Annotated in this window: 21 protein-coding genes and 1 riboswitch; of the genes, 7 read left to right on the top strand and 14 right to left on the bottom strand. The window is 68.2% G+C overall.

What is annotated here, in order from left to right; all coding sequences use genetic code 11:
* Positions 1–62 precede the first annotated feature (62 nt).
* Positions 63–1,271 (bottom strand): amidohydrolase, encoded by a 1,209-nt coding sequence (locus QFZ52_RS02910; RefSeq protein ID WP_307496143.1) that lies wholly within the window; start codon positions 1,269–1,271, stop codon positions 63–65.
* A 51-nt stretch (positions 1,272–1,322) separates the two neighbouring features.
* Entirely contained in the window at positions 1,323–2,420 is a 1,098-nt protein-coding gene (locus QFZ52_RS02905) for a mannose-1-phosphate guanylyltransferase (RefSeq protein WP_278269084.1), read from the bottom strand.
* A gap of 290 nt (positions 2,421–2,710) precedes the next feature.
* Between QFZ52_RS02905 and sdhC the strand changes: the two genes are divergently transcribed.
* The 5 genes from sdhC (at position 2,711) to QFZ52_RS02880 (ending at position 7,163) form a co-directional block, all read left to right on the top strand.
* Entirely contained in the window at positions 2,711–3,091 is a 381-nt protein-coding gene (gene sdhC, locus QFZ52_RS02900; RefSeq protein ID WP_082724158.1) for a succinate dehydrogenase, cytochrome b556 subunit, read from the top strand.
* A 3-nt stretch (positions 3,092–3,094) separates the two neighbouring features.
* The gene (locus QFZ52_RS02895) at positions 3,095–3,592 is read left to right on the top strand and encodes a succinate dehydrogenase hydrophobic membrane anchor subunit (protein WP_307496142.1); all 498 of its coding nucleotides are present in this window, start codon (positions 3,095–3,097) and stop codon (positions 3,590–3,592) included.
* A 37-nt stretch (positions 3,593–3,629) separates the two neighbouring features.
* A complete protein-coding gene (sdhA, locus tag QFZ52_RS02890) occupies positions 3,630–5,417 on the top strand; it encodes a succinate dehydrogenase flavoprotein subunit (protein ID WP_307496141.1) in 1,788 nt (595 codons plus the stop codon).
* Positions 5,417–6,199 (top strand): succinate dehydrogenase iron-sulfur subunit, encoded by a 783-nt coding sequence (locus QFZ52_RS02885; protein ID WP_278268393.1) that lies wholly within the window; start codon positions 5,417–5,419, stop codon positions 6,197–6,199. The genes sdhA and QFZ52_RS02885 overlap by 1 nt, the downstream gene beginning before the upstream one ends.
* Positions 6,200–6,398: 199 nt before the next feature.
* Complete coding sequence (locus tag QFZ52_RS02880) at positions 6,399–7,163, top strand: alpha/beta hydrolase family protein (protein ID WP_307496140.1); 765 nt, start codon at positions 6,399–6,401, stop codon at positions 7,161–7,163.
* An 82-nt stretch (positions 7,164–7,245) separates the two neighbouring features.
* Here the strand turns inward: QFZ52_RS02880 and QFZ52_RS02875 are convergent, their stop codons facing one another.
* The 10 genes from QFZ52_RS02875 to QFZ52_RS02830 form a co-directional block, all read right to left on the bottom strand.
* Positions 7,246–8,313 carry a YhjD/YihY/BrkB family envelope integrity protein gene (locus tag QFZ52_RS02875; RefSeq protein ID WP_307496139.1) on the bottom strand — a complete coding sequence of 356 codons (1,068 nt, stop codon included), beginning with the start codon at positions 8,311–8,313 and terminating at the stop codon, positions 7,246–7,248.
* Positions 8,288–8,875, bottom strand: a complete 588-nt coding sequence (locus QFZ52_RS02870) for a 2'-5' RNA ligase family protein (RefSeq protein ID WP_307496138.1) — start codon at positions 8,873–8,875, stop codon at positions 8,288–8,290. The genes QFZ52_RS02875 and QFZ52_RS02870 overlap by 26 nt, the downstream gene beginning before the upstream one ends.
* A 4-nt stretch (positions 8,876–8,879) precedes the next feature.
* Entirely contained in the window at positions 8,880–9,944 is a 1,065-nt protein-coding gene (trpS, locus tag QFZ52_RS02865) for a tryptophan--tRNA ligase (RefSeq protein ID WP_307496137.1), read from the bottom strand.
* A 42-nt stretch (positions 9,945–9,986) separates the two neighbouring features.
* The gene (locus tag QFZ52_RS02860) at positions 9,987–10,799 is read right to left on the bottom strand and encodes an exodeoxyribonuclease III (protein ID WP_370959980.1); all 813 of its coding nucleotides are present in this window, start codon (positions 10,797–10,799) and stop codon (positions 9,987–9,989) included.
* Between the two features lie 16 nt (positions 10,800–10,815).
* Complete coding sequence (locus tag QFZ52_RS02855) at positions 10,816–11,382, bottom strand: hypothetical protein (RefSeq protein WP_307496136.1); 567 nt, start codon at positions 11,380–11,382, stop codon at positions 10,816–10,818.
* 441 nt (positions 11,383–11,823) lie between these two features.
* Positions 11,824–12,093 (bottom strand): SHOCT domain-containing protein, encoded by a 270-nt coding sequence (locus QFZ52_RS02850; RefSeq protein ID WP_307496135.1) that lies wholly within the window; start codon positions 12,091–12,093, stop codon positions 11,824–11,826.
* Positions 12,094–12,656: 563 nt separating this feature from the next.
* Positions 12,657–13,343 carry a response regulator gene (locus QFZ52_RS02845; RefSeq protein WP_307496134.1) on the bottom strand — a complete coding sequence of 229 codons (687 nt, stop codon included), beginning with the start codon at positions 13,341–13,343 and terminating at the stop codon, positions 12,657–12,659.
* A complete protein-coding gene (locus QFZ52_RS02840) occupies positions 13,340–14,638 on the bottom strand; it encodes a sensor histidine kinase (RefSeq protein ID WP_307496133.1) in 1,299 nt (432 codons plus the stop codon). Before QFZ52_RS02840 ends, QFZ52_RS02845 begins: the two co-directional genes overlap by 4 nt.
* Positions 14,639–14,713: 75 nt before the next feature.
* Positions 14,714–15,007, bottom strand: a complete 294-nt coding sequence (locus tag QFZ52_RS02835; protein ID WP_307496132.1) for a DUF4287 domain-containing protein — start codon at positions 15,005–15,007, stop codon at positions 14,714–14,716.
* A 90-nt stretch (positions 15,008–15,097) separates the two neighbouring features.
* Positions 15,098–15,457 carry a cupin domain-containing protein gene (locus QFZ52_RS02830; protein WP_307496131.1) on the bottom strand — a complete coding sequence of 120 codons (360 nt, stop codon included), beginning with the start codon at positions 15,455–15,457 and terminating at the stop codon, positions 15,098–15,100.
* Positions 15,458–15,536: 79 nt separating this feature from the next.
* On the opposite strand from QFZ52_RS02830, the gene QFZ52_RS02825 reads away from it, so the two are divergent.
* The gene (locus QFZ52_RS02825) at positions 15,537–16,568 is read left to right on the top strand and encodes an ArsR/SmtB family transcription factor (RefSeq protein ID WP_307496130.1); all 1,032 of its coding nucleotides are present in this window, start codon (positions 15,537–15,539) and stop codon (positions 16,566–16,568) included.
* Positions 16,569–16,658: 90 nt separating this feature from the next.
* On the opposite strand, the gene QFZ52_RS02820 is transcribed toward QFZ52_RS02825, so the two are convergent.
* A complete protein-coding gene (locus tag QFZ52_RS02820) occupies positions 16,659–17,546 on the bottom strand; it encodes a bifunctional methylenetetrahydrofolate dehydrogenase/methenyltetrahydrofolate cyclohydrolase (RefSeq protein ID WP_307496129.1) in 888 nt (295 codons plus the stop codon).
* Between the two features lie 11 nt (positions 17,547–17,557).
* Complete coding sequence (gene glyA / locus QFZ52_RS02815) at positions 17,558–18,847, bottom strand: serine hydroxymethyltransferase (RefSeq protein WP_307496128.1); 1,290 nt, start codon at positions 18,845–18,847, stop codon at positions 17,558–17,560.
* A gap of 123 nt (positions 18,848–18,970) precedes the next feature.
* Positions 18,971–19,056: riboswitch (ZMP/ZTP riboswitch) on the bottom strand.
* Between the two features lie 30 nt (positions 19,057–19,086).
* Between glyA and purU the strand changes: the two genes are divergently transcribed.
* A complete protein-coding gene (gene purU, locus QFZ52_RS02810; RefSeq protein ID WP_373425611.1) occupies positions 19,087–19,941 on the top strand; it encodes a formyltetrahydrofolate deformylase in 855 nt (284 codons plus the stop codon).
* Positions 19,942–19,966: the final 25 nt, after the last annotated feature.

The following is a 19,966-nucleotide window of genomic DNA, read 5'->3' as shown; positions in this document are numbered from 1 at the left end:
CCCGCTACCACGGACGGCTGGATATGCACTGATCGTTGAATATTTGTTACCTACGGGTAGGCCTAGGCCTCGTCGAGATCCCTGATGGTGCGCAGCGCGGCCCCGGCCAGGACCCTGATCCCGTAGCCGAGCGCGCGCTCGTCGAGGATGTAGTCGCCGCGGTGCAGATCGTACTCCTCGCCCCCGGGAGTGCGGGTGCCCAGACGCATCATCGCGCCGGGGACGTCGGCCAGGAACCAGGCGAAGTCCTCACCGCCCATGGACTGCGGGGTGAGCACGACGGCGCTTTCGCCGAGCTCCGCGCGGGCCGCCGCCTCGATCAGGGCGGTCTCGTGTTCCGAGTTCACCACCGGCGGCACGCCCCGGGTGTGCTCCAGGTGCACGTCCACCCCGTACGGGGCCGCGACCTGCTGCACCACGCTGTCCAGGAGCTCGCCGGCGCCGTGCCAGGCGTCGCGGTCCAGACAGCGCATGGTGCCCGCCATGTACCCGCTGGCCGGGATGGCGTTGGGCGCGGAGCCGGCGCTGATCTGCCCCCACACCACGGAGACGGCGCTGCGGACATCGATCCGGCGGGACAGCACGGCGGGAACGCTCACGGCGATCTGGGAGAGCGCGAACACGAGGTCCTCGGTCAGATGAGGGCGTGAAGTGTGGCCGCCGCGCCCCGTCAGCTCGATCTTGATGGTGTCCGATGCCGAGGTGATCGCCCCGATGCGCGTGCCGATGTGCCCGACGTCGATCTTGGGGTCGCAGTGCAGCGCCATGATGCGCGGCACCCCGTCCAGGACGCCCTGGGCGATACAGGACAGCGCGCCGCCCGGCATGGTCTCCTCGGCGGGCTGGAAGATGATGCGGACGGAACCGCCCAGCGGCTCGGCCTGGTGCATCGCGTGCAGGACGAGGGCGACGCCGAGCATGGTGGTGGTGTGCACATCGTGCCCACAGGCGTGCGTCACGCCGTGATTGGTGCTCGCGAACGGAAGGCCCGTCTCCTCGATGATGGGCAGGGCGTCGATGTCCCCGCGCAGCGCCGTCGCGATGGGGCCCTCCCCCACGTCCACCACGACGCCCGTGCCCTCGAGCCGCCGCGGGGTCAGCCCCGCGGCCTCCAGACGCGCCACGAGACGGTCCGTGGTGCGGAACTCCTTGAAGGAGAGTTCAGGGTGCGCATGCAGATCCCGGCGGAACTCGATCAGCTCCGGCAGGAGCGGTTCCAGCCAGGGTCCGGCAAGCTGCGGCGGGTTCGATTCGCTGGAGTAGTTGCGCACCCTGACACTTTAGAGCGGGCGTGCGGAAAAACCTCAAAAGGTCACGCGGAGTTACAGAACGTCCGTATCGCCGCTCGCCTTGAAGGCGTCCACCGCGCTCTTCACGCGCTGTGCGTGCTCCGTCGTCGTCACCAGCAGGGCGTCCGGGGTGTCCACGATCACGACGTCCTTGATGCCGATCAGCGCGATCACCCGCTTGGTGTCCGCCACCACGACGCCGCTGGCGTCCTCGGTGAAGACGCGGGGGTCATCGCCCAGGACGGTGACGTCGTCGACCTCACGCGCGCTGTTCAGGCGGCCGATCGCTGCGAAGTCCCCGACGTCGTCCCAGCCGAACTCCCCGGGCACGACGGCGACGTCGCCGGCGGCCGCGGCAGGCTCGGCCACCGCATAGTCGATGGCGATCTTGGGCAGGGTCGGCCAGATGCGCGCCGTGACGGCGTCACGCTCCGGAGTGTCCCAGGCGCGGGCGATCTCGAGGAGACCGGCGTGCAGCTCGGGCTGGTTGATCTCCAGGTGCTTGAGCATGAGGGCGACCGGCGCCACGAACATGCCGGCGTTCCAGACGTAGTCCCCGCTGTCGAGGTACTGGCGGGCCACGGTCTCGTTGGGCTTCTCCACGAACTCCACGACGGCGTGGGCGTTCGGGGCCTCCTCGACGTTCAGGAGCTCGCCGACCCGGATGTAGCCGAAGCCCGTGGAGGGGTGGGTGGGCTTGATGCCGATGGTGACGATCTTGCCGGTGGCCGCGGTGTGGATCGCTTCCCGCACGGCGGCCTGGAAGACGTGAGTGGGGCTGATCACCTGGTCGGCGGCGAAGGAGCCCATGATGGTCTCCGGGTCCCGCTCGTGCAGGATGGCGGCGGCCAGGCCGATCGCGGCCGCGGAGTCCTTGGGCTCGCTCTCGAGCACCAGGTCGCGGTCCGAGAGTTCGGGCAGCTGGCGGCAGACGGCGGCGCGATGGGCCTCGCCGGTGACCACGAGCACGCGGCCTTCCGCCAGGGGCTCGAGCCGGTCGTAGGTCGCACGGATGAGGGTGCTCCCCGAGCCGGTCAGATCATGCAGGAACTTGGGTGCGGCCGCCCGGGAGAGGGGCCACAGACGGGTACCTACGCCGCCGGCAGGGATGACCGCGAAAAAGCGGGCCATCGCGTGGCTGCGGGCGTCCACATTGTCGTTACTCACCCCCACATGGTAGGCGACGGACCCCCTGATGACGGTGCAGGCCTGCCCGGGCGCACCGCGCGTTTGTGGCATTTATCTCATGCGCAGTCGCATTTGCCCGGATTCCGCGCTCGCATTATTGGGGCAAGGCAAAGCTAAATTGAATAAGCTGTGAGCGAAGCCTAGATTTGGCTTGGGCCATCAGGCTCACACAGCATGCGTTCCCCCGCATGGACTACATGCCAGCGCTGCCGTGTTCCAGGGAGGTTTATTCAGTGCCGACGAAACCAGCTGGCACCTTGTACCGCGGCCGGGAAGGCATGTGGTCTTGGGTTGGGCACCGCATCACCGGTGTTGTGATCTTCTTCTTCTTGTTGGTGCACGTCCTGGACACGTCGCTGGTCCGCGTGTCCCCGGAGGTCTACACCAGCGTCATCGGGGCGTATAAGAACCCCCTCATGGCCGTGGGCGAGACCGGCCTGGTGGCCGCGATCCTGTTCCACGCCTTCAATGGCCTGCGCGTCATCGCGATCGATTTCTGGAAGAAGGGCGCCAAGTACCAGCGCCAGATGCTCTGGGCCGTGCTCATCATCTGGGTCGTGGTCTTCGCAGCCTTCGCCATCCGTCACCTCAGCCTGGCACTGGGAGGTCACTAAGCCATGAGCACGATTCAGGCTCCTCGCAGCGGCAACAGCCGCATCGCCCCGCAGTACCGCCGCACGTCCGGTTCCAAGGGCAACTTCGAGATGTTCGCATGGCTCTTCATGCGGCTCTCCGGCGTCATCCTGGTGGTGCTGATCTTCGGCCACCTCTTCGTGAACCTCATGGTCGGTCAGGGCATCCACGCCATCGACTTCGGCTTCGTGGCCGGCAAGTGGGCCGACCCGTTCTGGCAGTTCTGGGATCTGGCCATGCTGTGGCTGGCGTTCCTGCACGGCAGCAACGGCGTCCGCACGATCATCAACGACTACGCCGAGAAGGACAGCACCCGCCGTGTCCTGAAGACGCTGCTCTACGTGGCGTCCGCCGTCGTCGTGGTCCTGGGCACCCTGGTGATCTTCACCTTCGACCCGTGCCCGGTGCTCAACGGCCAGCTCATGGACGGCGCGCCGTCCTTCTGCCCCGGCCCCGTAGCGTCCAGGCCGCCCGCGGCCTGAGCAGAAGATTTTCCTGGAAGAGAGAAGGCATCTGAGAATGCAGGTCCACAAGTACGATGTTGTGATCATCGGCGCCGGTGGCGCCGGAATGCGCGCAGCGATCGAAGCTGGCCAGCGTGCCCGCACGGCCGTGCTGACCAAGCTCTACCCCACCCGCTCCCACACGGGCGCCGCTCAGGGCGGCATGTGCGCCGCACTCGCCAATGTCGAAGAGGACAACTGGGAGTGGCACACCTTCGACACCGTCAAGGGCGGTGACTACCTGGTGGACCAGGACGCGGCCGAGGTCATGGCGAAGGAAGCCATCGACGCCGTGCTGGACCTGGAGAAGATGGGCCTGCCGTTCAACCGCACGCCCGAAGGCCGCATCGACCAGCGCCGCTTCGGCGGTCACACCCGCGACCACGGCAAGGCGCCTGTCCGCCGCGCCTGTTACGCCGCGGACCGCACCGGTCACATGATCCTGCAGACGCTCTACCAGAACTGCGTCAAGCACAATGTGGAGTTCTACAACGAGTACTACGTCCTCGACCTCCTGACGGTCGAAGAGGACGCGGTCCGCGAGGACGGCACCCCGTACAAGCAGAAGCGCGTCGCCGGTGTGGTCTCCTACGACCTCGCGACCGGTGAGCTGCACGTCTTCCAGGCCAAGAGCGTAGTGTTCGCCTCCGGCGGCGCCGGCAAGGTCTTCAAGACCACGTCCAACGCCCACACCCTGACCGGTGACGGCATGGGCATCGCGTTCCGCCGCGGCATCCCGCTGGAGGACATGGAGTTCTTCCAGTTCCACCCGACCGGCCTGGCCGGCCTCGGCATCCTGCTCTCCGAAGCGGCCCGTGGTGAAGGCGCCATCCTGCGCAACTCCGAGGGTGAGCGCTTCATGGAGCGTTACGCCCCCACCATCAAGGACCTGGCGCCCCGCGACATCGTGGCCCGCTCCATGGCCAACGAGGTCCGTGAAGGCCGCGGCTGCGGTCCGAACAAGGACTACGTGCTGCTCGACCTGACGCACCTGGAGCCGGCTCACATCGACGCCAAGCTCCCGGACATCACCGAGTTCGCCCGCACCTACCTGGGCGTGGAACCGTACACCGAGCCCGTGCCGGTGTTCCCGACGGCGCACTACGCCATGGGCGGCATCCCCACCAATATCGCCACCGAGGTCCTCCAGGACAACGACACGGTGATCCCGGGTCTGTTCGCTGCCGGTGAGGTGGCCTGCGTGTCCGTGCATGGTTCCAACCGTCTCGGCACCAACTCCCTGCTGGACATCAACGTCTTCGGCAAGCGTGCCGGCGTCGCCGCCGCGGAGTACGCCAAGGGCGCCGACTACGTCGAGCTGCCGGAGGATCCCGAGGCGTTCACGATCGGCCTGCTGGACTCCGTCCGCAACGCCGACGGCACCGAGCGCGTCGCCGCGATCCGCAAGGAACTGCAGGACACCATGGATGCGAACATGCAGGTGTTCCGTTCCGCGGAGACCCTGAACCAGGTGCTCCAGGACATCGCCTCCTTCGAGGAGCGGTACAAGAACATCTCCATCCAGGACAAGGGCAAGCGCTTCAACCTGGATCTCCTCGAGGCCGTCGAGCTCGGCTTCCTGCTGGAACTCGCCAAGGTCATGACCGTGGCGGCCCTGCACCGTGAGGAATCCCGTGGCGGTCACTACCGCGAGGACTTCCCCGACCGCGACGACGCCAAGTTCATGAAGCACTCCATGGCTTACAAGGACTCCGAGTCGTCCGCCGAACACGTCGCCGGCATCCGTCTGGACACCAAGCCGGTGATCTTCACCCGTTACGAGCCGATGGAGCGTAAGTACTGATGACTGCCGCAACCGCTGAACCCGCATCCAAGGTGGAGCTGCCGGCGAGTGCCGGAGGCGGCGGGGAGATCCCGTCCTTCGACATCACGCTGCGCGTCCGTCGCTACAACCCGGAGGTCTCGGAAGAGGCCCACTGGGATGACTTCACGCTCACCATGTACGGCACCGACCGTGTCCTGGACGCCCTGCACAAGGTCAAGTGGGACCACGACGGCTCGCTCTCGTTCCGCCGCTCCTGCGCCCACGGCGTGTGCGGCTCCGATGCCATGCGCATCAACGGCCGCAACCGTCTGGCCTGCAAGACCCTGCTGAAGGACCTGGACACGTCCAAGCCCATCACGGTGGAGCCGATCAAGGGTCTCCCGGTGGAAAAGGACCTGATCGTGGACATGGAGCCGTTCTTCCAGTCCTACCGCGAGGTCATGCCGTTCCTCATCCCGGGCGGCCACGAGCCGACCAAGGAACGCCTGCAGTCCCCCGAGGACCGTCAGCGCTTCGATGACACCACCAAGTGCATCCTGTGCGCCGCCTGCACCTCCAGCTGCCCGGTGTTCTGGACCGATGGCCAGTACTTCGGCCCGGCCGCGATCGTGAACGCGCACCGCTTCATCTTCGATTCCCGTGATGACGCCGGTGACATGCGCCTCGAGATCCTCAACGACAAGGAAGGCGTGTGGCGCTGCCGCACCACTTTCAACTGCTCCGAGGCCTGCCCCCGTGGCATCCAGATCACGCAGGCGATCGCCGAGGTCAAGCAGGCGATCCTGACCCGCAGCATCTGATCTCAGCAGCCGACGGACGGCGCCGCTCACCTCACGGTGTGCGGCGCCGTTCGCGTTTCCTGGCGCCGTCGTGGTCGCCGGACCGCCTTCGCCTCCTGGGCGCGCGGCGGCCGGCATGACGTCGAAGTGCTTCACATCCGGCACGCGGGACCCCGGCCCGGTACGCTTCTGAGGGCTACGACAGATGAAAGGCGGCCCGATGCCCACCACCCTCAAGGTCAGCTTCGACGGCAGCACGGGCGCACGCCTGGCCGGCATCCTGGACGTCCCGGACGGACCGGTCCGCGGCTGGGGCCTGTTCTCTCACGGGCTGACGCTGGGCAAGGACAGCCCGTCGGCCTCTCGGATCTGCAAGGGCCTCGCCGAGCAGGGCGTCGGGATGCTGCGTTTCGACAATCTCGGGCTGGGCGATTCCGCCGGGGACTGGTCGGACGGCTCCTTCAGCGTCAAGGTGGCGGACACCATCAAGGCGGCGGAGTTCCTGCGCGGCGAAGGCAAGCAGATCAGCCTCCTGGTCGGCCATTCCTTCGGCGGGGCCGCAGTGCTCGCCGCGGCGTCGTCACTCCCCGAGGTGGCCGCCGTCGCGACCGTCGCCGCACCGTATGAGCCCCGGCATGTGGAGCACATGTTCGATGCCGAGGTTGACACCATCCTGTCCACCGGGAGTGCCGAGGTGGACCTGGGCGGCCGCCGTCGTGAGGTGCGCCGGCACTTCGTGGAGGACGTCCAGCAGGCCGATCTGAGAGAGTGCATCCGTGGCCTGCACCGGCCCCTCATGGTGCTCCACTCCCCCACCGACAACACCGTGGGGATCGACAACGCCAGCGCCATCTTCCAGACGGCCCGGCACCCCCGGAGCTTCGTCTCGCTGGAGGGCACCGAGCACCTCCTGACGGGCAAGGGACAGGCGGCGCGCGTGGCGCGCATCATCTCCGCGTGGGCGGAGCAGTACCTCAGCGTCTGAGGACGGCCGAGGGTCTCAGGAGAGCAGAGGGCCCGCAGCGCCCAAGGGCCAGCGGACTGCGGCGACGCCCGCCGACGGGCGCTCAGGCCTCGTCGGACCCAGCGGAGGATGCCGCTTCGACGTCGGCCGCACGCACGGTGGACCACGACGTGCACAGCAGCAGCACCATGCTGAGCAGGTTCAGCCACACCAGGACACCCACGACGATCCCGAACGAGGCCATGACCGGGTTCTTGGTGGCCATGCCGAGCAGTTCGCTGCTCAGGGCCTGCATGATCGTCAGGATGACGGCGCAGATCACGACGCCTTCGAGGAACGGCTTCCGCGGGAACTTCAGCCGGGCTCCCACCCGCATCAGCAGAGCCCCGGTGCAGCCGTTCAGGATCAGGCCCGCAGCGATCGCCAGGAACGGGAACCGCATGACCTGCTCGAAGGGTGTGCCGGCCAGAAGGTGGGCCAGCAGGTCGCTGGAGAGCAGGGTGATGCCGACGCTGAGCAGCAGAGCCAGCGCCATCAGCAGGAGGGTGGCCAGGTCCAGGAGCCTCGCGACGATGAAGTTCTCCTTGAGGGGCGGCTGCACGGCCACCTGACGCATGCCTTCGCGAGTGCCGCCGATCCAGCCCAGCGAACTGAACAGGGCGACGATCAGGGAAAGGACCACGGTCCAGCTCAGGCCACCCGGGTCGAGGAATTTGTCGGGGTCGATGAGGCCCGGGCCGTCACCGCGTTTGAGCACCCCGGGCAGCGCTTTGGACGCGGCGGTCAGGATGCTGTCGCGGAACTCCGGGTGACCGTTGAGCACCAGGCCGCTGATGCCGAAACCGGCCACCGTCAGCGCGCCGATCGAGAAGAACATCCGGAAGGCCACCCCGCCCGCCACGAGCGAGCCGTTGCGGGCCTGGAAGTTGCCCCAGACCCTCAGCGGAAGCCAGGTGGCGCTCAGGGCCGCCAGCCAGGCGAAGAAGGCCCCGAGGAAGGCGGGGGTCCGCTGCCCCTGGCCGAATCCGCGCCAGAGGGCGTCCCGGCGTCGTCGTTCCTCACGGCGGAGGCCCGCCCTGTCGAGGGGCGAGACCTCCTCCCCTACCGGGTCTTCCGGCAAGGGCTCAGTGCTGTTCTCGGGCGCCTCAGCGCTGTTTCGGTGTCCCGCCAAGAGGAACTTCCTCCCGTAGTTTCCAGAATCCGTTGGCCACGTGCTCGTACACACCGATGCGGTCCACCGTGATGGTGGCCGCGTAGGAGGCCAGGGCCTCCTCGGCGTCGGTCAGACTGCTCTCCCCTACATCATGGGCCACGGTGACGTGCGGGTGATAGGGGAAGGCCGGTTCGCGGTCCAGCGGCCCGGCCTGGAGGGCCTCGTGCAGCTGCACGCAGTCCTCGAATCCGTCGACCACGTTCAGGTACACCACGGGTGACACGGGCCGGAAGGATCCGGTGCCGTTCAGGGTGATGGTGAACGGGGCAGTGTCCGTGGCGACCGAGCGGACGTGCTCCAGCGCGCTGGGCCAGTCGGCGGCCGGGGTGGTCGTCACCAGCGTGATGTGCGCGGGGACGTGGGAGGCCATGGGATCGCCGAAGGAGGCGCGCCAGACCTGGAGTTCGGAGGCGATGTCCTCCGGGAAGCCGATGATCACGCCGACACAGGGCTGCGTCTCCTCAGCAGGGTCGGGACCCTGCTGAGTGACGGCGCCCCCGGCGTTCGGCTCCTGGCACATGGGTTCAGTCTGCCTGTCCTGCAGGAGCCAGGAAACCCACCTTCTCGTAGACGTCCGCGAGCACCGGTGCGGCGACGGCGCGGGCCTTCTCCGCGCCGCGGGCCAGAAGACGGTCGAGTTCGGCCGGGTCCTCCAGCAGTTCCAGCGTGCGGGCCCGGATCGGCTCCAGACGCTCGACGACGGCGTCCGCGACGGCGACCTTGAGGTGGCCGTACATCTTGCCCTGGAACTCCTCGACCAGCGTCTCCACGGGGGTGTCGCTCACGGTGGAGAGGATCTCGAGCAGATTGCTGACGCCCGGCTTCTCCTGGCGGTCGAAGGAGATCTCCGTGCCCGCATCCGTCACGGCGGACCTGATGCGCTTGGCGATCACCTTCGGCTCATCCAGGATGTTGATGAGGCCGTTGGGGCTCGACGCGGACTTGGACATCTTGGACGTGGGCGCCTGCAGATCGTAGATCCGGGCGCCATCCTTACGGATCAGGGCCTTGGGCAGGCGGAACGTCTCGCCGAATCGGTGGTTGAACCGCTGGGCCAGGTCACGGGCCAGTTCCACGTGCTGCTTCTGGTCATCGCCCACCGGCACGGCGTCCGGCAGGTAGAGCAGGATGTCCGCGGCCATGAGCATGGGGTACGTGAACAGGCCCACCCCCGCCGAGTCCAGGCCGCCCTTGGCCGACTTGTCCTTGAACTGGGTCATCCGGGAGGCTTCGCCGAAGCCCGTGATGCACATCATGACCCAGGCCAGCTGTGCGTGCTCGGGCACGTGCGACTGGACGAACAGCGTGGACTTCTCGACGTCGATGCCGCCGGCGATGTACTGAGCGGCCGTCCGCCGGGTGCGCTCGGCCAGCTCGGCCGGGTCCTGGGGCACGGTGATCGCGTGCATGTCCGGGATGAAGTAGAAGGAGTCGTAATCCTCCTGAGCCTTGACCCAGTTGACCAGGGCCCCCAGGTAGTTGCCCAGGTGCAGCGAATCCGCGGACGGCTGCATCCCGGAGAGGACGCGGGGCCTGCGGTCGGCGTGCAGGGTGAGGAATTCTTCTTCGGTGATGGTGTTGTGGCTCATGGTGTCCTTGGGAACGCGCGGGTCACCCCGGCGCGCTGCCTCTCAGAGGCTGTAGTCGACCACCAGTGGTGCGTGGTCGGAGAAACGGGTGTCGTAGCTGGCTGCGCGGTCCACCACGGCCTGCCGCGCGCGGGCGGCGAGGGCGGGGGTGGCCATGTGGTAGTCGATACGCCAACCCGTGTCGTTGTCGAACGCCTGGCCCCGCTGGGACCACCAGGTGTACGGACCGTCCACAGGGCCGGCCAGCTCACGTGCCACGTCCTTGAACCCGATCTCCTCACCGAAGAACCGATCGAAGTAGGCGCGCTCCTCCGGCAGGAAACCCGCGCGCTTGGTGTTGCCGCGCCAGTTCTTGATGTCCAGCTCGGTGTGGCCCACGTTGAGGTCACCCGTGATCAGGACGTGGTCGCTCTCAGCGGCCAGAGCCGGCAGGCGGGTGATCATCGTGTCGAGGAAGCGGTACTTGTCCACCTGCTTGGGGGTGTCCACCTCACCCGAGTGCACGTAGGCGCTCACGACCGTGAGCTTCTCACCGTTGGGGAGTCCGAAGTCGGCCTCCACCCAGCGGCCGGTGGTGGCGAAGTAGTCATCACCGATGCCCACGCGCGTGGCGAGGGGCTTCTCCCGGGAGACCAGCGCGACGCCGGCACGGCCCTTGGCTTCCGCCTCGGCGTGCAGGATGTGCCAGCCCTCACCGATCAGATCGAAGACCACATCATCAGGGGCGCGAACCTCCTGAAGCGTGAGGATGTCCACGTCCCGGCCGGCGAGCCATTCGGCCATGCCCTTGCGGTAGGCGGCCCGGATGCCGTTGACGTTGACGGTCGCAATGCGCAGATAGTCCTTCTCAGCCACGTTCACCCTCGTAACTCTAGTCGATGACGGTGCCGGTCACCGGTGCCTCGGTGGCCCCGCCGGACTTGATCATGTCACGTGCGTTGGTGGCGGTGATGGTGATGGTCTCGAGGGCGCGGGTGACCATGTCCTGGTCGCCCGCGGCGCCCTTGGCGAGCTCCTCTTCGATCACCCGGGCCTGCACCTGGACGATCTTGAACGAGTGGTCCAGCTTCATGTCCCGCATGCGCGTGGACTCGCCGTCCTGCGCCACGAGCCGCGTCCCTTCGGAGGACGACGACGGCGCCCGGCCGGCTGCCGCGTTGAAGGCGTTGCTCGCTTCATTCAGCTTGGCCGCGGCCCGCTTGGTCGCACGCTGGATGCTGAACACGACGAACGCCGCGAGGAGCAGCCACCCCAGCGAGATGACGACGACGAACCAGCCCACCACGCTGTTCTGGTTCGCGGCGAAGATCACTGCCACGAGGAAGGCGAGGACCAGGACGGACATGCCCAGGCCGCCGATCCTGAAGGTGCTGGCCTTGGCCGCGCTGAAGCGCGTGCCGGCGCCGGACTGGGTGTCTTCGGGTCCAAGAGATCGCATGCATCCATTCTCTCTCAATCGCGGACCGCACCCGTCCATGTTCCCGCCGGGCGAACGGACGGGTGTGGGCGGGGGCGGGCGGGGTGGTGGCGGACGGGGTGGGCGGGGGTCACAGCGGCCAACTCGTAGGAAGGGGCTGGCCTCGCTGTCTCGCACTCGCCACCGTCCTGAACTCGCTATGAACGGGTTGACCTCGCTATCCCGCTCTCGACATTGTGCTGAACTCGCTATGAACGGGTTGACCTCGCTACCCGGAGTAGCGAGGTCAACCCGTTCATAGCGAGTTCAGCGGAGGGTGGGTCCAGGCCGGCTTGAGGGCTCTCGGGCTGGCCTCGACCTGGCTGAGTCCGCTGGTGAAGGGGTGAATCCGCTCTCAGATGTAGCGGATTCACCCCCTTGCCAGCGGACTCGAGGGGAGGCGTCGCCTGACACCCGATCGGATCAGGAGTTCGCGCGGAGGACTTCCAGGCGCTGGCGGTACTCGGTCTCGTCGATCTCTCCCCGGGCATACCGTTCCCGGAGGACCGACTCCGCGCCCATCCGGCCGGCCTGCCCGGCCCAGTGACGCCGACGACGGGCAAAGAAGAACAGCCCGACGAAGAGCAGGATGAACCAGAAGAACGGGAAGATGAGGAACCAGGGAAAGAATCCCCCGGCCCACATGCCATGAGCGGCGATGGCCGGGGCTGCCAGAAGTGCTGTGGTGACCATGATGGAACCTTTCGTGGGGCCGTCCTCGACGGCCGTGACGGGCCGGTGTTCCGGCCTGATTCCATCCTTCGCGGGTCGCTGTTCCGAGGCGTCTGCCGTGGGGAAACACTTCGGGGGCGCGTGTACTCCCGCGGGAGTACGGGCCCGGAGCACGCCGGACGTCGCCGGTAGCAGTGCCAGGCTGCATGGGCGAGCCGCCGGGCCACAAGGTCGCAGAGTCGCAGGATCGCAGAGCCGCCGGGCCACCGGGCCGCCGGGCCGCCGGGCAACAAGGTTGCAGGGTCGCAGAGTCGCCGGGTGACAAGGTCGCAGAGTCGCAGGACCATCAACGCAGCGTCACCGCGATTCGGTTCCGCGTGGAGCGAAGCCACTACCCCACTGGACCGCGCCGACACCCGACCAGGAGGCCACCGTGCCATGGGGTCAGGACCACACAGGTCACCGGGGATCACAGCTTCATCAACGCAGCGCCACTGCGTGACGGAAATGCAGCTTCAGAGGAACCCCTCGACGCCGAGGTCCCAGCGTCACGACCTCCCAGCATCACCGTTGGCATCACCGGGTCACGGCGTCCATCCGGGCCTGACCAGCCCGGATTCGTAGGCCGCGACCACCAGCTGCGCCCGGTCCCGGCACCCCAGCTTGCCCATGATCCGGGAGACGTGGGTCTTGGCCGTGAGGGGCGTGATGTACAGGCGCTCGGCGATCTCGGCGTTGTTGAGCCCTTCCCCGACCAGCGCCAGGACTTCCCGCTCACGTTCGGTGATCTCCGCCAGGCTCCGGGGCGCCGCCGAACCGCCCTGGCCCTTGAGGTAGTCCAGGACCCGTCGGGTGACCGGCGCCGAGAGGAGCGCGTCGCCGTCGTGGACCGCACGGATGGCCCGCAGCAGCTCCGCCGGTTCGGTGTCCTTGACGAGGAACCCCGCGGCGCCGGCCCTGATGGCGTCCACGATGTACTCGTCGAGCCCGAAAGTGGTCAGGATGATGATCCGCGGCAACGGCCCCTGGCGGGCGATGTCCCGGGTGGCTTCCAGCCCGTCGCCGTCCGGCATCCGGATGTCCATCAGCATCACGTCCGGCCGGGTCCGCCGTGCGAGGGCCACCGCCTCCCGACCGGTGGACGCCTCACCCACGATCGCCAGGCCGTCCTCGGCTTCGATCAACGCCCGGAATCCGGCCCGGATGAGGCCCTGGTCATCCGCGAGCGCCACCCGGATGGGACGGTCGGTTCCTGATTCACTGCTCATCATGGTGCGACCTCGATCCCCGGGGTTCCTGCACTGCCTTCCGCGCTGTTCGACGGCTCGTCCACCCTCCGGGGCACACTGACCTCGAGAAGGTACCGGCCGCCCTCTGCACGGACGGACATCCATCCGCCGCACGCGGCCACGCGCTCCCGCATGCCCCGGAGCCCGTGCCCCTCGGATATCGCGCCGACCGTCCCATCCACCGGGCTGCTGAGCCGGAACCACACCCCGTCCCTCCGGGATCCGCACTCCAGGACGGCTTCCTGGGCACTGGCGTGCCGCCGGACGTTGCTCAGTCCTTCCTGCACCGCCCGGAACAGGGCATCCGCCGTTGCTGGGTTCAGAGGCGAGGTTCCGGCCTGCCAGGCCTTCAGACCGTCGGACGGTTCGATCTCCACCCTCACGCCGACGGCGCGCGCCTCCTCCACGAGCGCCTCCACCTCGGCGATGGCCCGGTGACGCACGGGCGGCGTGCGAGGCGCGCTCCGGGCGGCATCTTCCCCGGCCACCACGGTCGGACCGGGTTCAGTCCCCGCCGGTGCCTGCTCCCGCAGGACATCCAGCAGGTCCCGCACCTCGGCCAGGGAGTCCTTGCTCGCATCCTTGATGTTCCGCAGCGCCTCGGTCAGCCGAGCCGGGTCCTTCTCCCCCAGATGCAGCGCCACGGAAGCCTGCACGTTGATCAGGGACAGCGAGTGACCCACCACGTCATGGATGTCGCGGGCCAGAGCCAGACGGTATTCGTCCCGTTCGGCCTGCTCCCGCGCCGCCCGCTGCTCTCTCAGCTCCGCCAGCCTCGACCGACGACGCCGGCCCGCTTCCCCCAGGAGGACGAGAACCGCGAGCCATGCGGTCGCCGCCGCCAGGGCCGGCGTGGCCGCCCACGGCGCACCGGCAGCCCAGGGCGGACTCCACATCGCCTCGCGCAGCGGAAGCCACCCGAATTCCTGCAGCGCGGCCAGCAGCCCCACAAGGCCCACCACGGCCCAGGACTGCCATCGTCTCCCCCGGAGCGAGGCATTGAACAAGGCCACGGCGAAGGCCACGAACACCGGCCCCCACGGCAAGGAAAGAAGCACATAACAACCCGCGAGCAACACCTGGAAAGCCAGTACCAGGGCCGGCCGGCGGCGCATGAACAGCAGTGCGGCGGGACCGGCCAGGAGGAACAGCACCGTCGCGGGCGGCAGGTCCAGACCGCGCCAGTGCGCCATGGCCACCGTGCCGAGAACCTGGATCACCGCCACGGCGCACGGAATACCGAATTGGACGATCCGGCGTCGGCGGGCACTGTTCATGATCCCGAGCCTAAACGTCGCGGCAGCCGGCCGCGTCCCCCGGGTGGAGTATGTGGAAAAGGGCCGCTCCGGCCGTCACGGCTGTGGTTTGCTCGCCTTGCCGTCGAGCCACAGTTCCGTGGACGCGTCGGCATGGGTGCCACCACTGCCGACGTGTTTGTCGCTGATGGTTGGCCCGTTCTTCAGGACGTGCACCAGCGCCATGCCATGTCCGCGCCCCAGGCCGTACTCGTCCTTGAGCCACTCGAGGATCACTCCCGCTTTCACCCCCGCCTCGCCGAAGCCCTTGGCCTGGGCCTCCTCGACCAGCTGCCGCGGGGTCTTGCCCGTCTTGTCCTCGATCGCATCGAGGTATGCCTGAAATGACATGTCGTGTCCTTCGTCGTCGTTTGTCGTGTCGTGCTGCTTCGTCCCGTCCCGTCCCGTCGCGGCCCGGCCGGCCGGGGCGAACTAGCCGGCCTAGCCGGCCTGGTCCCGGAACTCCTGGATGATCCGCGGTGAATCGTGCAGGCAGACCATGAGCAGTGGGACCTGACCGTGATTCGTGAAGCCGTGCCAGTGTCCGGCCGGGACGATCACCGTGGATCCGGCGCCCGCCGGGCGGTCGCCGTCGTCGAGATGGAAGGTCGCCTCGCCTTCGAGCACCAGCCAGGTCTCCGCATAGGGGTGCCGGTGCACGGCGGGGCCCTTCCCCGGAGGGGTCCGGACAAGGAAGTAGGAAAGGCCCACCCCGAAGTCCCCGCCTTCGAACCGTTCCGCCGTCCCTCCCGGCAAGGCCAGGCTGCCGGGCTCCAGCAGCACCATGCTCTCCGCGTCCATCTCATCCTCCTCAGACACCGCCGTCCGGCGATGTGCCTTCACTCTCGCCCACCCTGCACGAGGCCGCTAACCTTTCGATATGGATCGAAACATCGTGACGTTCCGACTCGGCCTGGAGGATGTCGCATCCCTGAGGTTCGGCATCTCGCCCGGACACGAACTCGCCGCGGCGGTCCGGCTGGTGCAGACGGCCCAGTCCCGGCCGCTGCACTGGGGATGGCTCCGCGAAGCGCGGCAGTCCGTGCCGCAGGAGGCCTTCGGGCTCCTGGCGCTCCTCATCGCGCCGCAGGGCTACTTCCCGGACTTCCTCACGGGCCCACCGGGCCCCGACCTCACCCCCTCCGAAGAACTCGCCACGCTCCGCGCCACTCCCCCGGACGTCGCAGCGCATCAGCTGCGCAAGGTCCTGCGTCTCGCGGAAGGGCCCCGGCACGCCGTGGTGGAGCGGATGGCCGAGCGCCCCGCTCTCGCACTGGGGCGCATCGCGGAAGCCTGGTCCGCAGTGTGGGACGCGCTGCTGGAGCCGCAGTGGCCGCAGATCCGCCGACTCCTGCTCGCCGACATCTCCCAGCGGACCGGCGTCATGGCCGGACACGGAGCGGGAACCATGGTCGGCGGCCTCCACGACCGTGTGTCCTGGCGGCCCGGCGAGGTCCGCGTGCGGATGAACGCCTGGCAGGAAGAGGTGGACTGCCGCGGGCACGGGCTGCTGCTCGTGCCGTCGGTGCTGTCGAGCCCGTGGTGTTCGGTCCTCACGGAGGCTCCCGTCCAGCCCACGGTGTTCTACCCGGTCCTCGGACTCTCGCCCGAGTGGCATCGGTCCGGCGCTCCCTCCGACGGCCGGGCGCTCGCCCGCCTGCTGGGCACGGGTCGGGCCGCAGTCCTCAGCGTCCTCGACGGCGCCCGGAACACCAGCGATGTAGCACGGCTGTGCGGAATAGCTCCGTCGACGGCGGTCCACCACCTCACGGCCCTGCGCGAGGCCGGGCTGCTGAGTAGCACGCGACGGGGCGCCGCCGTCGAACACCAGCGGACCGCCCTGGGCGACGCGCTGCTGTTCACGGCCGGTTCCGCGGGACCCCGCGAACGCGACCCCGCGCGAAAGGGATGACGACCCGCCCGCCGGACCACGACGGAGCCGGAAACACGACGGCGCCGGACCCCGCGAAGGGATCCGGCGCCGTCGTGCGTGGTCGGGGACTCAGGCGTGCGCTGCCGCGCGCTCCGCCGCCTCCACCACATTGGTCATGAGCAGGGCCACCGTCATGGGACCCACGCCACCCGGGTTCGGGGAGATCCAGCCGGCCACCTCGGCGGCGGCCGGATCGATGTCACCGTAGACGCGGCTCTTGCCGGTCTCCGGATCCGTCTCGCGGGTCACGCCGACATCCAGCAGGGCCGCGCCCGGCTTGACGTCCGACGCCTTGACGATGTGCCGCACTCCCGCGGCGCCCACGATCACATCGGCCTGGCGCAGCAGTTCCGACATGTTCGTAGTGCCCGTGTGGGTCAGGGTCACCGTGGCGTTGATCTCGCGACGGGTGAGCAGCAGCCCGATGGACCGGCCGATCGTGACACCGCGCCCGACGACCACCACGTGCTTGCCCTTGAGGTCGTAATCGTTCCGCAGGAGCAGTTCGATCACGCCGCGCGGGGTGCACGGAAGCGGGGTGTCGATGGGGTTGTTCACATTCAGGACCAGGCGCCCCAGGTTCGTGGGGTGCAGGCCGTCCGCGTCCTTGGCCGGATCGATCCGTTCCAGGATCGCGTCCGTGTCCAGGTGCTTCGGCAGCGGGAGCTGAACGATGTACCCGTGGCAGGTGGGGTCCGCATTGAGTTCATCGATGAGGGCCTCGACCTGCTCCTGGGTGGCGTCGGCCGGCAGTTCCTTCTGGATCGAGTTCATCCCGATCGCCTTGGACTGCTTGTGCTTCATCGACACGTACAGCTGGGACGCCGGATCGGCGCCCACCAGCACGGTGGCGATGCCCGGGACCACGCCGCGCTCCTTGAGAGCGGCGACGCGTTCGGTGAGTTCCTGCTTGATCTCGGCGGAGGCCTTCCGGCCGTCCAGAATCTTCGCGGTCATGGACTGTTCCGTCACTGAGAGAGGCCCGGGTACAGCGGGAAGGCCGAGGCCAGGACGTCCACACGGGCACGCAAGGCGTCGATGTCGGCGCCGGGGAGCAGTGCGAGCGCGATCACGTCGGCGACCTCGGTGAACTCGGCGTCGCCGAAGCCACGGGTGGCCAGGGCGGAGGTGCCGATGCGCAGACCGGAGGTGACCATCGGCGGGCGCGGGTCGTTCGGGACGGCGTTGCGGTTGACCGTGATGTGGGCCTCGTGGAGGAGATCCTCGGCCTGCTTGCCGTCGATCGCGGCGTCACGGAGGTCCACCAGGACCAGGTGCACATCGGTGCCGCCGGAGCGGACGGCGATGCCGGCGTCCTGGACGTCCTGCTGGTTGAGACGGTCGGCGAGGATCGCGGCGCCGCGCAGGGTGCGCTCCTGGCGGTCCTTGAACTCGGCGGTGCCGGCGATCTTGAAGGCGGTGGCCTTCGCGGCGATCACGTGCATGAGCGGGCCGCCCTGCTGACCCGGGAAGACGGCGGAGTTGATCTTCTTGGCGAGATCGGCGTCGTTGGTCAGGATGAAGCCGGAGCGGGGGCCGCCGATGGTCTTGTGCACCGTGGAGGATACGACGTGGGCGTGCGGGACCGGGTTCGGGTGCACTCCGGCGGCCACGAGGCCTGCGAAGTGGGCCATGTCCACCCAGAGGTAAGCGCCGACCTCGTCCGCGATCTCGCGGAAGGCGGCGAAGTCGAGCTGACGCGGGTAGGCGGACCAGCCGGCGATGATCACCTTCGGCTTGTGCTCCAGGGCGAGGCGGCGGACCTCCTCCATGTCCACGAGGGAGGTCTCCGGGTCCACGCCGTAGGCCACGATGTTGAACAGACGGCCGGAGAAGTTGATCTTCATGCCGTGGGTCAGGTGACCGCCGTGATCCAGGGACAGGCCGAGGAGGGTGTCGCCGGGACGGGCGATCGCGTGCAGGACGGCCGCGTTGGCGGTGGCGCCGGAGTGCGGCTGGACGTTGGCGAATTCGGCGCCGAAGAGGGCCTTGGCGCGCTCGATGGCCAGCGACTCGGCGACGTCGACTTCCTCACAGCCGCCGTAGTAGCGGCGTCCGGGGTAACCCTCCGCGTACTTGTTGGTCAGCACCGAGCCCTGGGACTGGAGCACGGAGACGGGGACGAAGTTCTCAGAGGCGATCATCTCGAGGTAGGTGCGCTGGCGATTCAGCTCACGCTCGAGGACGGCGGCGATTTCCGGGTCGACTTCAGCCAGCGGAAGGTTGCTGACGGATTCCTGCGCGGGTACAGAGGTCACAGAATACTCCTGGCGATACGTGGAGGTGATTGCAGGTCAGGCTCCTGGCGCCGTCGCATGGTCCCCCGGCGCGCCGCTGAAGCGCAGGCCAAGGATCCACGCGGCAACGCGTAGGAAAACGTGACCCTCGGCCCAGGCGGACGATCCGTGGTCTTCGACTGTGCCGCTCCCTGATGGTGACCCATCCGACGCCAGTTGCGACGGCACTAGCGTACCGCACGGCGGATATCCTTAGCCTTGTGATTGAAGCGCCTACGTCATACACGCTGACCCTTTCCTGCCCCGACCGCCCCGGCATCGTCCACGCCGTCTCCGGTGCCCTCCTGACCGTCGGATGCAACATCGCCGACTCGCAGCAGTACGGCAGCGTCACCACCGGCACGTTCTTCATGCGGGTGGAGGTCACGACGTCGGCGGGAGCCGAAGCGGTCCGCGCGGCGATCGCCCCGGTGGCCGACGCCTTCGGGATGCGCTGGGACGTGCACCCGGTCGGCCAGAAGGTGCGCACGCTCGTGCTGTGCTCGACGGCGGCCCACTGCCTCAACGACCTGCTGTTCCTGCACCGCTCGGGGACCCTGCCCATCGAGATCCCGGCGATCGTCTCGAACCACACGGATCTGGCGCCGCTCGCCGAGTTCTACGGCATCCCGTTCCACCACATCCCCGTCACCGCGGACACCAAGGCCGACGCCGAACGGCAGCTGCTGGAGATCATCGAGAAGGAGGAGATCGAGCTGACCGTCCTGGCCCGCTACATGCAGATCCTCTCGAACGACCTGTGCCGCGAGCTCGAAGGCCGCGCGATCAACATCCACCACTCGTTCCTGCCGTCCTTCAAGGGCGCCAAGCCGTACCACCAAGCGCACAAGCGGGGCGTGAAGCTGATCGGCGCCACGGCCCACTACGTGACGGCCGACCTGGACGAGGGCCCGATCATCGAGCAGGAGGTGATCCGCGTCAGCCACGCCCGCACGGCCGAGGAGTTCGTGCAGATGGGCCGCGACGTCGAGGGCCGCACCCTGGCTCAGGCCGTCCAGTGGCACGCGGAGCACAGGGTCCTCCTCGACGGCACCCGGACCGTGGTGTTCAACTAGGGCTTGCCGTTGTGCGCCCTGATTC

The organism is Arthrobacter woluwensis, from assembly GCF_030816155.1.
GTDB classification, from domain to species: domain Bacteria; phylum Actinomycetota; class Actinomycetes; order Actinomycetales; family Micrococcaceae; genus Arthrobacter_E; species Arthrobacter_E woluwensis_A.
The sequence above is the reverse complement of the archived record's forward strand: the minus strand, read 5'-3'. Positions and strand labels throughout refer to the sequence as shown.